This is a genomic window from Nonomuraea sp. NPDC046570, from assembly GCF_040645915.1.
In the GTDB taxonomy this organism is placed as follows: Bacteria; Actinomycetota; Actinomycetes; order Streptosporangiales; family Streptosporangiaceae; genus Nonomuraea.
In genome coordinates this window covers 200,072-209,773 of sequence record NZ_JBEYZF010000009.1, presented here as the reverse complement: position 1 = coordinate 209,773, position 9,702 = coordinate 200,072, and the positions used below count along the sequence as shown (strand labels likewise).

At 70.6% G+C, this 9,702-nt stretch carries 9 protein-coding genes; 5 read left to right on the top strand and 4 right to left on the bottom strand.

Going from position 1 to position 9,702, the window contains the following annotated elements; all coding sequences use genetic code 11:
* Positions 1-63: 63 nt before the first annotated feature.
* From ABZ911_RS17480 to ABZ911_RS17470, 3 genes are all read right to left on the bottom strand, one after another.
* Positions 64-240, bottom strand: coding sequence for a YbdD/YjiX family protein (locus ABZ911_RS17480; protein WP_358056279.1), 177 nt, complete (start codon positions 238-240; stop codon positions 64-66).
* Positions 237-2,399 carry a carbon starvation CstA family protein gene (locus tag ABZ911_RS17475; RefSeq protein ID WP_358056277.1) on the bottom strand — a complete coding sequence of 721 codons (2,163 nt, stop codon included), beginning with the start codon at positions 2,397-2,399 and terminating at the stop codon, positions 237-239. The genes ABZ911_RS17480 and ABZ911_RS17475 overlap by 4 nt, the downstream gene beginning before the upstream one ends.
* A gap of 94 nt (positions 2,400-2,493) precedes the next feature.
* Positions 2,494-2,733, bottom strand: a complete 240-nt coding sequence (locus tag ABZ911_RS17470) for a DUF3311 domain-containing protein (RefSeq protein WP_358056275.1) — start codon at positions 2,731-2,733, stop codon at positions 2,494-2,496.
* Positions 2,734-2,890: 157 nt separating this feature from the next.
* Between ABZ911_RS17470 and ABZ911_RS17465 the strand changes: the two genes are divergently transcribed.
* The 3 genes from ABZ911_RS17465 to ABZ911_RS17455 are packed head-to-tail and all read left to right on the top strand — an operon-like array spanning position 2,891 to position 5,330.
* Positions 2,891-4,417 carry a sodium:solute symporter gene (locus ABZ911_RS17465; RefSeq protein WP_358056273.1) on the top strand — a complete coding sequence of 509 codons (1,527 nt, stop codon included), beginning with the start codon at positions 2,891-2,893 and terminating at the stop codon, positions 4,415-4,417.
* Positions 4,414-5,001, top strand: a complete 588-nt coding sequence (locus ABZ911_RS17460; RefSeq protein ID WP_358056271.1) for a sigma-70 family RNA polymerase sigma factor — start codon at positions 4,414-4,416, stop codon at positions 4,999-5,001. Before ABZ911_RS17465 ends, ABZ911_RS17460 begins: the two co-directional genes overlap by 4 nt.
* Positions 4,998-5,330 (top strand): hypothetical protein, encoded by a 333-nt coding sequence (locus tag ABZ911_RS17455; protein ID WP_358056269.1) that lies wholly within the window; start codon positions 4,998-5,000, stop codon positions 5,328-5,330. The genes ABZ911_RS17460 and ABZ911_RS17455 overlap by 4 nt, the downstream gene beginning before the upstream one ends.
* A gap of 15 nt (positions 5,331-5,345) precedes the next feature.
* Here ABZ911_RS17455 and ABZ911_RS17450 read toward each other — a convergent pair whose 3' ends face one another.
* Positions 5,346-6,767, bottom strand: coding sequence for an amino acid permease (locus tag ABZ911_RS17450; RefSeq protein ID WP_358056267.1), 1,422 nt, complete (start codon positions 6,765-6,767; stop codon positions 5,346-5,348).
* 403 nt (positions 6,768-7,170) lie between these two features.
* On the opposite strand from ABZ911_RS17450, the gene ABZ911_RS17445 reads away from it, so the two are divergent.
* Complete coding sequence (locus tag ABZ911_RS17445) at positions 7,171-8,874, top strand: tetratricopeptide repeat protein (protein WP_358056265.1); 1,704 nt, start codon at positions 7,171-7,173, stop codon at positions 8,872-8,874.
* Between the two features lie 219 nt (positions 8,875-9,093).
* Positions 9,094-9,684 (top strand): DUF6461 domain-containing protein, encoded by a 591-nt coding sequence (locus tag ABZ911_RS17440; RefSeq protein WP_358056263.1) that lies wholly within the window; start codon positions 9,094-9,096, stop codon positions 9,682-9,684.
* Positions 9,685-9,702 lie beyond the last annotated feature (18 nt).

Below are 9,702 nucleotides of genomic sequence, written 5' to 3'. Positions count from 1 at the left end.
GATTCGGTTGACCGCCCTCCCGGCGGCGTCTCAGCCCGCCGCCGGGAGGGTGTCAGGTCCGGCTCAGCAGCAGCGGATGCCGGGGCTCGCGTCCAGCAGGTCGGATCGCCGCCGCTCGAACTCCCGCCGCGACAGCGGCGGCGTGTGCGGATGGGAGCGGTGCGCGGCCAGGTAGCGGTCGTAGGCGCCGCCGCCGGTGAGCTCCCGCACGTACCACCTGAGGAAGCCGAGCACCCTCATGAGGAGCCGCCCCCCGCGCTGGTGCCCACCGGTTCGCGGCGTTCGTCCGCCGTGGCGAACAGCCCGGAGGGCGCGACGAGGGTGGACTCGACGTACGGGGCCTCGGCCAGCGGCAGCGGTTCGCGGGCGCGGACGGCCCGCCGGCACACCACGGCCGCGTTGGCGATGACGATCACCACCAGGATCGCGAACAGCGCAGCCAGGACGCCGTCCACGGTGGAATTGACCACCACCGCCCGCATCTGGTCGAGGTTCTTGGCCGGGGCGAGCACCTTCCCGGCCTCGATGGCCTCGGCGTACCGCTCGCGCTGGGCGAAGAAGCCGATCCTGGGGTCGCTGTGGAAGACCTTCTGCCAGCTCGCGGTGAGCGTGACCGCCACGTCCCAGGCCAGCGGCAGGCCGGTGACCCAGGCCCACCTGAGTTTGCCGGACTTGATCAGCAGCGTGGTGGCCAGCGTCAGCGCGATGGCGGCGAGGAGCTGGTTGGCGATGCCGAACAGCGGGAAGAGCTGGTTGATGCCGCCCAGCGGGTCGTTGACGCCGGTGTAGAGGAAGTATCCCCAGGCCAGCACGACCACCGCGCTGGTGCCCCAGAGGCCGGGCTTCCAGCTCACCCGCCCGATCGGCTTCCAGAGGTTGCCGAGGGTGTCCTGCAGCATGAAGCGGCCGACACGGGTGCCGGCGTCGACGGTGGTCAGGATGAACAGGGCCTCGAACATGATCGCGAAGTGGTACCAGAAGGCCTTGAACGCCGCGCCGCCGAAGACGCCCGCGAGGATCTCGGAGATGCCGATGGCCAGGGTGGGCGCGCCGCCGGTGCGGGCGATGACGGTGCTCTCCTCGACCGCCGCCGCGGCCGAGCGCAGGTCCTCGGGGGTGATGGTGAAGCCGAGTTGGGCGACCGCGGCGGCGGCGCTCTCCGGCGTGGTGCCGAGCAGGCCGGCGGGGGAGTTCATCGCGTAGTAGAGGCCGGGGTCCAGCACGCTGGCCGCGATCAGGGCCATGATGGCGACGAAGGACTCCATCAGCATCGCGCCGTAGCCGATCAGCCGGACCTGCGACTCCTTCTGGATCATCTTGGGCGTGGTGCCGGAGGAGATGAGCGCGTGGAAGCCCGACAGGGCGCCGCAGGCGATGGTGATGAACACGAACGGGAACAGCGAGCCGGCGAACACCGGCCCGGTGCCGCTGACGGCGAACTTCGTGACCGCCTCGTTCTGCAGCACCGGCGCGACGATGATCACGCCGACCGCGAGCAGCCCGATGGTGCCGATCTTCATGAAGGTGGACAGGTAGTCACGCGGCGCCAGCAGCATCCACACCGGCAGCACGGAGGCGAAGAAGCCGTAGACGACCAGGCAGATGACGAGCGTCTGCGGGCTCAGCGTGAAGGCGTCCGCCCAGGCCGACTGCTGCACCCAGCCGCCGGACACGATGGCCAGCAGCAGCAGCGTCACCCCGATGACCGAGGTCTCGACGACCCGGCCCGGCCGCAGCACCCGCAGGTAGAAGCCCATGAACAGGGCGATCGGGATGGTCATGGCGATGGAGAAGGTGCCCCACGGCGAGGCGGCCAGCGCGTTGACCACCACCAGGGCCAGCACCGCGAGCAGGATGATCATGATGGCGAACACCGCGACCAGCGCGGCGGCGCCGCCGATCGGGCCGATCTCCTCGCGCACCATCTGCCCCAGGCTCTTGCCGTCGCGGCGCATCGAGAAGAACAGCACCACCATGTCCTGTACGGCCCCCGCCAGGATCACCCCCACGATGATCCACACCGTTCCCGGCAGGTACCCCATCTGGGCGGCCAGCACCGGACCGACCAGCGGCCCGGCCCCGGCGATGGCGGCGAAGTGATGGCCGAGCAGCACCCGCCGGTCGGTCGGCTGGAAGTCGACGCCGTTGTCCAGCCGCTCGGCGGGCGTCGCCCGCCGGTCGTCGACGCCGAGCACCTTGCGGGCGATGAAGCGCGAGTAGAACCGGTAGGCGATCGCGTAGGAGCCGAGGGCGGCGCCCACCAGCCAGATCGCCGACACGTTCTCGCCGCGCGACAACGCCAGCACGCCCCAGCCCACCGCGCCCGCTAACGCGACGGCCGTCCATACGACTACCGATCTGACAGTGATTCTCGAGCCACCGGGGCCGAGTCTGGACATGGGTGATCCTCCTGAACTCAGGGCAGGACGAAACAGCGCGGTGAATTCGGTGAAAGCCGCTCGTCAGGCGAGCGGAGTGAAGAGGAGCGGCGTTCTACGGGCGACGCCGGTCGCGAGGCGGGTGATCCTCGCCCCGCCCCAGGACATAGGCGGTGGCCATGAACACCACACTCCCTGGCACCCACATGAGCTGATACCAGAAGAAGAATCTCATTCCGACCAGATCGGGTGCGTCATGCGGATACCACGGCACCCACAGCAACGCCACCACCGGTAAAGCCAGGCAGATCCCGGCCGCGACGCGGCGCGCCCGGCGAGTCGGCTTCACCATCATGCCCTCCGGAATGTTCCGCTTTCTTATCGCAAGGGTTGTCGGCGGGCCGCTTCCGGTTGACGCGAATTTCGGGGAGATTTCGTGTCAACCGACCGCGCATGCCACGCAACCTAGGAGTACTGCCCGGGATTGTGGACGGTGGCCGATGATTGAACCGATGAGCACGGCGGCGTTCCTGGCCGTGCTCGGCGGCACCTCGCTGCTGGCGGTCGCCGCCCGCTGGTTCCGGCCGTCTCCCGAACTGCCCACGCTGGAGAGCTGGGCGCTGGCCGACCGCCGGTTCGGCACTCCGACGACCTGGTTCCTGCTCGGCGGCACGATCTACACGGCCTACACCTTCGCCGCCGTGCCGGGGCTGGTGTACGGCACGGGCGCGCTCGGGTTCTTCGCGCTGCCGTACACGGTGATCATGTGTCCGCTGGCGTTCGTGCTGCTGCCCCGGCTCTGGTCGGTGGCGCGGCGGCACGGATACATCACCGCCGCCGACTTCGTCCGGGGGCAGTACGGTTCCCCCGCTCTCGCGCTGGTCGTCGCGGCGACCGGGGTGCTGGCGACCATGCCGTACATCGCGCTGCAGTTGGTGGGGATCCGGGCGGTCCTGTCCGTCGGCGGGCTGTACCCGCAGGGGGTGCTCGGCGATCTCGCGCTGGTCGCCGTGTTCGCGGTCCTCGCGGTGGCCACCTACCGGCACGGCCTGCGCGCGCCCGCGGTCATCTCGCTGATGAAGGGCGCGGCCATCTTCTGCTCGGCGCTGGCCGTCTCCTTCCTCGTCCTCGACCGGTTCGGCGGCCCCGGGCCGATGTTCGACGGCGCGGAACGCGCGCTGTCCGGCGGGCAGGCGCCCCAGGCCTCGCTGACGCTCGATCCCAGCCAGTTCCCGGTGTACGCCACCCTGGCCCTCGGCTCGGCCCTCGCCCTGCTGGTCTACCCCCACGTGCTGACCTCCGCCTTCGCCGCCGCCAGCGCGGACACGCTGCGCCGCGCGGCCGTCGCGCTGCCCGCCTGGACGGCGGTGCTGGGGGTGTTCGCCATGCTCGGCGTCGCGGCCCTGGCCGCGGGCGTCCAGGCGCCGTCCATGAGCTCCGAGGACGCCGTCCCCCTGCTCGTCAAGGAGCTGATGCCCGCGGCTCTCACCGGCCTGGTCTTCGGCGCGCTCGCCGTGGGCGCGCTCGTCCCGGCGGCGGTCATGTCGATCGCGGTGGCGACCCTGTTCGTCCGCAACATCTACGTCGAGTACGTCCATCCGACGGCCACGCCCAAGCACCAGACCCGGATCGCCCAGCTGGTCTCGCTCAGCGCCAAGATCGGGGCGGTCGTCTTCGTGTTCGGGCTGCGCGACCAGGACGCCATCAACCTGCAGTTGCTCGGCGGCGTCTGGATCCTGCAGACCTTCCCGGCCGTCGCCCTCGGGGTGTTCACCCGCCGCCTGCACCGCCGGGCGTTGCTGGCCGGGTGGATGACCGGCATGGCCGCGGGCACCCTGATGGTCGTGCACAGCGGCTTCTCCGCGCTGGTGCCCGTCGGCGGCGATGGGGTGCGGGCCTACGCCGCGGTGGTGGCGCTGGCGCTGAACCTCGCCGTCGCCGTGACACTGACCCCGGTGTTCACCCGCGTGTGCAGATCGCTCGATCCCAAGCCGCGCGCACCGGTCCACCTGCCCCCTGAAGCGGAGACAACCGTATGACCGGGATCCGGCCGAACCCCCCGTTACAGACTCTCGTCGACTCGGTCGAGGCGTCGTCCCAGGCCGCCGAGGAGCCGCCCGCACCCGTTCCGCCGGGCGCCGATCGTGAGGCCGCTCTGACCCGGCTGTTCGAGAGGCACTACACCGGGCTGCTCCGGCTGGCCGTGCTGCTCGGCGCCGACGACGGGGAGGACATCGTGGCCGAGGCCTTCTGCCAGTTGCACCGCCGCTGGAACCGGCTGCACACGGTCGACGCCGCCCTGCCGTACCTGCGCTCGGTGGTCTGCAACCTCGCCCGCATGAGGCTGCGCCACCTCCAGGTCATCCGCAGGCACCCGGTGTGGAGCGCGGACCTGGAACGCTCGGCCGAGAGCGTCGCCCTGCTGCACGACGACCAGCAGGCGCTCATCGACGCCCTGCGGCAACTCTCGGCACGGCAGCGCGAGGCGCTCGTCCTGCGCTACTGGCTCGGCCTGCGCGAGAGCGAGATAGCCGCGGCCATGAGCATCTCCTGCGGCGCGGTCAAAGCGCACACCAGCCGCGGAATGGCCGCCCTCACCAAGATCATGCAGGAGCGACGATGACGACCGGCCCGGCCAGCACCGAAGACCAGCTCCGGGAAGTCCTGGACAAGCTCGCCAGCGGCGTCCAGGCGGCCCCGGACGCCTACCGCCGAGTCCAGGGTGAGTGGCGGCGCCGCGAACGCAAACGCCGCATCACCTTGATCGTCCTGCTGGTGCTCCTCTTCGCGTTCGCCGACATCGTGGGACTGCTGGCCCTCAACCAGTACCGCAGCCGGCAGCACACCGTCTTCAACGATCCGGTCCCGAGCCGCTCGCACTCCCCTGCCGCCCCGCCCCGCTCAGCCGGACTCTCGTCCCTGCCGACACCCTGGGGCGGTGTTCCCCTGTGAGCGAGCGGCGGGGCGTCACGGCGTTCGCCTGGGGCTCAGCTCGGAGTGGCGGTAGCTGTAGGCGAAGTAGATGATCAAGCCGAGGAGGAACCAGGCGGCGAAGCGCAGCCAGGTCACCGGGCTCAGGAAGGTGATCAGCCACAGCGCGAAGACGACGCCGATGGCCGGGACCACCGGCATGCCCGGCATGCGGAAGGAGCGGGGCAGGTCGGGCTGCCGGTAGCGCAGGACGATGACGGCGATGCACACCACGACGAAGGCCAGCAGGATGCCGATGTTGGTGAGCTCGGCCGCCTCCCGGATCGGCAGGAATCCGGCGATGATGGCGGAGACCGCGCCGACGATCCAGGTGATCCGGGTCGGCACACGGCGTACCGGGTGAAGCTTGGCGAACCACTGCGGCAGCAGCCCGTCGCGGCTCATCGCGTACCACACGCGGGTGACGCCGAGCATGAAGGTGAACATGACGGTGAGGATGCCGACGATCGCGCCGACCGCGATGATGCCGGCCAGCTTGGACAGCCCGACCGAGGCGAACGCCGAGGAGAACCCGCTCTCGGGGTCGATCTCCGTGTAGTTCTGCATGCCGGTGAGCACCAGCGTGGCCAGGACGTACAGCACCATCGAGATGGCCAGCGAGTAGATGATCGCCTTGGGCATGTGGCGCTTGGAGTCCTTGGACTCCTCGGCGGCCGTGCTCATCGCGTCGTAGCCGAAGACGGCGAAGAACACCGTGGCCGCGCCGGTGATCGCGCCGCTCACGCCGTACGGGAAGAACGGGGTGTAGTTGTCCGGGTTGATGAAGAAGAAGCCGACCACGATCACCAGCAGCACCACCGCCACCTTCAGCCCGACGACGAAGGTCTCGAACCGCGCGGCGGCCTTGATGCCCAGGTTGAGCAGGAACGCGATGAACAGGCACAGCAGCATCGCGAACAGGTCCACCACCCGGCCAGGGCCGCTGCCCGGCGCGCCCAGCATCCATTCGGGCAGGTGCATGCCCAGATTGCTGACGAGGAACCCGAAGTAGCCGGAGATGCCGATCGCCACGACCGCGACGATGGCGGTGTACTCCAGCAACAGGTCCCAGCCGATGAACCAGCCGGTCAGCTCGCCCAGGACGGCATAGCCGTAGGTGTAGGCGGATCCGGCCTTCGGGATGAGCCCGGCGAACTCCGCGTAGGACAACGCCGCGGCCGCGCTGGCCACACCCGCGATGAGGAAGGAGACGAGCACGGCGGGCCCGGCCGTCTGGTTGGCCACCGCGCCCGCCAGCGCGAAGATCCCCGCGCCGATGATGCCGCCGATGCCGATCGCGGTGAGCTGCCACAGGCCCAGCACCCGTTTCAGTTCGCCTTCGTGTTCAGCGGCGATCTGCTCCACCGGCTTACGCCGGAACACTCCCGAGCCGCCTCCGAACGAATGCCGATTCGCCATCGTTTCGCCTCCCTGGTCACGCGCTGTCACCTGCGAGGGGAATGATGCGAAGGTACCCGCTTATCAGGAACGCGAACGGAGCGGGGTCTTGGACACTGCGGACACCCCCTTGGCTGGACGCCGCGGCGGGCCCCACGGTAGGCAAAGATTTCCGGATGGCTACCGGATGTAGCGAGCGTCGACGAAGTCGTGAGCGGTCTACTTATTTTCCTTGATCGCGATTATGCTCTGGACAGCCCCTGAAGTTGATCTACGGAGGTGCCCATGAGAAAGATGACCATCCGCCGCAAGAGCGCACTGCGCCTGCAGTCCGGTGCCCGTCGGCTCTGGATCGAGTGGTGCTGGTAGCTGCCGACACGGCGGGCGCTCCCGGGCGCCCGCCCCTGCGGCGATCGGCCCGGCCGTGACCGGCGAACCGGGCGGCTACGACTGCCACCGCGAGCACGGGCCGTACGCCGGGGTCGCGGCCTTCCTCGGCCGGATCGCCGCCGAGCGCCCCCGCCTGGCGTCCCGCCACACGGTTGAGCTGTACGCCATCGCGCCCTGGCTCGACCACGCGGCACGACCGGCCGCCGAGGAGGAGCCGATCCGGTTCCATCCCGCCCGGCGCACCCTCTGCCTGGCCTATGGCGCGGCGGAGTTCGTGGCGGCCTGGGCGGACACGCTCAAGCACCCGGTCACGGTACGGTTCGACCACGTCGGCGATGCCGACGAGACCACCTCCGAACTGCTGGACGCGCTGGTCCGCCGGATCGGGTCGTCCCCGGTGCGCCTGGACCTGCGCGACGGCGGCGCCCCCGAGCCGGTGACGGCCGACCGAGCGCCAGAGGCGATGCGCACGGCCCTGGGCGACAGCCTGGCCCGCGGCTTCTACCACCACGCGGCCCGGATCGCCGGGCGCGGGCGCGCCACGGTGACCCCGGACGGCGACCTGCGGCACTGGTGGGCGTTCACCACCGGCCTGGCCACCGCCCTGGCGGCGCTGGACCGCGCCACCGAGGCGCTCGACCTCTACCACGAGGCGCGCGCCGCCACCGACGACCCGAAGATCACCATGTCGGCCGCGTACGCCACCGCCATGCTGTACGCCAGGCACCTGTCGGCGGCCGACCAGGACCCGGCGCAGGCGCGGCACTGGCTGGAACAGGCGCTGCACCTGGCCGCCGGGCTGGACGACCCGCGGCAGCGGGTGCTGTCCACCGTCTTCTACGAGCAGGGCCTGGCGCTGCTGGACAGCAGGGCGGGTGAGCCCGCCCGCGCACTGCGGCTGATCGACGACGGGCTGGCCCGGCTGACGGCGGTGCTCGCCCCCGGCGAGCGCCCGCAGGACCTGGCCCGGCTACGCCACAACCGGGCGCAGGTGCACCTGGCCCTCGGCGATCCGGCGCAGGCCCTGGCCGACCTCGACACCGTGATCGCACACGACCCCGGCAACTGCGAGTACTACGTGGACCGGGCCGCCCTGCACCGAGCGGCGGGCCGGTCCCAGGCCGCGATCAAGGACTACGGCACCGCGATCCGCCTGGGGCCGCACCTGCCCGAGGCGTACTACAACCGGGCCGCGCTCCAGCAGGAGCGGGGCCGCCTCGATCGGGCGCGGGACGACCTGGAGCGCGCGCTCGCCATTGACCCCGGGCACCTCGACGCCCGGATCGCCTTGGTCAACCTGCAGGTGGAGCGCGGCGCGTTCGACGCGGCCGAGGCGGACGCTCGGGCCGGGCTGGCCCTGGCACCGCGGGAGCCCGCGCTGCTGTGCACCCTCGGGCTGATCCTTTCGGAGCGCGGCAGCCTCGCCGAAGCCGACGAGCTGCTCACCCGGGCCCTGGACCGGGATCCGGAGCTGGTCGAGGCCTGGACGAACCGGGCCGCCGTCCGCTTCGACCGCGGCGACGTGGCCGCCGCCGTGGCCGACCTGGACCGGGCGGTGGCGCTGTCGCCGGCGCCGGAGCCCCACTACAACCGGGGCACGGCGCTGATGCGGCTGGAGCGCTGGGACGAGGCCGCCCGCGACTTCACCCACGCACTCGCCCAGCCCAGCCTGGACCGGGCACTGCGACGCGACCTACGCGCGGAACTGGCCCGCTGCCGCCGCGCCATGGCCGGGTGACCGCCGGCCGGGGCGAACGTCGGCGGGGGGCCGCCCACGGCTGTGGCGCGGACGGCCGAACTCCGGCCAGCCCTACGTGTCCTGGGGCATCCAGAAGGGCTTCTTGAAGCGTTCGATGACCAGCGGAGCCCCGGTGCAGACGATCGCCCCCGGCGGCACCACCTCGCGGTGGCGGCCGCCTCGGCAGGTTGTGTCGGTGGGCTCTGCCAGGATCGCCGCATGATCACGCCCCCCGGCGACTACGCCTGGTTCACCGACTCCCGCCTCGCGGAGGCCTACAGCTTCATCTTCGTTCGCGGGCTCACACCCGAGCAGCTCGTAGCCCGGATGGGTGGCCGAGCGGAAGACTTCTCCTGGATGACGCTCGATGAGTCGATCAGTGCCGGCGCCCACTACGACTACAAGACCGAATTCGTCGGGGTCACGACCGTCGGCGACTGGGCGTTCGTCGCGCAGTACAACAGTTGGCTCGGTGCCCACGATGAATTCCTCGTGCCGCTGTCGACGGGCACCAGCCTGGTCTCCCTCTACCGCCTCGACATCAAGGGCCTGGAGGACTTCCGCTGGATGGAGGACGGGGAGACCCGGTTCGCTTTCTGGGCCCAGGACGGCTTCTCCGAGGTTCCCGACGAACTCGTGGAGACCATGGAGCAGCTCGATCGCGACTGCGGGGAGCACAGGTGGGAGCTCTACCGGGGGCCAGGGCTTGTCCTGATCGAGCGCCTCACCGGAATCAAGCTCACCCCCCAGATCCTGGAGGAGTCCGCCTACCTATCCGGAGTCATCTCCATGCCGCCGACCACCACGTAAGCGTTTCCCATGCTCTGA

What these genes read in the sequence shown, in the direction of transcription:
- ABZ911_RS17480 (WP_358056279.1), bottom strand. Translation starts at nt 240, where the DNA reads ATGAGGGTGCTCGGCTTCCTCAGGTGGTACGTGCGGGAGCTCACCGGC.
- ABZ911_RS17475 (WP_358056277.1), bottom strand. Translation starts at nt 2,399, where the DNA reads ATGTCCAGACTCGGCCCCGGTGGCTCGAGAATCACTGTCAGATCGGTA.
- ABZ911_RS17470 (WP_358056275.1), bottom strand. Translation starts at nt 2,733, where the DNA reads ATGATGGTGAAGCCGACTCGCCGGGCGCGCCGCGTCGCGGCCGGGATC.
- ABZ911_RS17465 (WP_358056273.1), top strand. Translation starts at nt 2,891, where the DNA reads ATGAGCACGGCGGCGTTCCTGGCCGTGCTCGGCGGCACCTCGCTGCTG.
- ABZ911_RS17460 (WP_358056271.1), top strand. Translation starts at nt 4,414, where the DNA reads ATGACCGGGATCCGGCCGAACCCCCCGTTACAGACTCTCGTCGACTCG.
- ABZ911_RS17455 (WP_358056269.1), top strand. Translation starts at nt 4,998, where the DNA reads ATGACGACCGGCCCGGCCAGCACCGAAGACCAGCTCCGGGAAGTCCTG.
- ABZ911_RS17450 (WP_358056267.1), bottom strand. Translation starts at nt 6,767, where the DNA reads ATGGCGAATCGGCATTCGTTCGGAGGCGGCTCGGGAGTGTTCCGGCGT.
- ABZ911_RS17440 (WP_358056263.1), top strand. Translation starts at nt 9,094, where the DNA reads ATGATCACGCCCCCCGGCGACTACGCCTGGTTCACCGACTCCCGCCTC.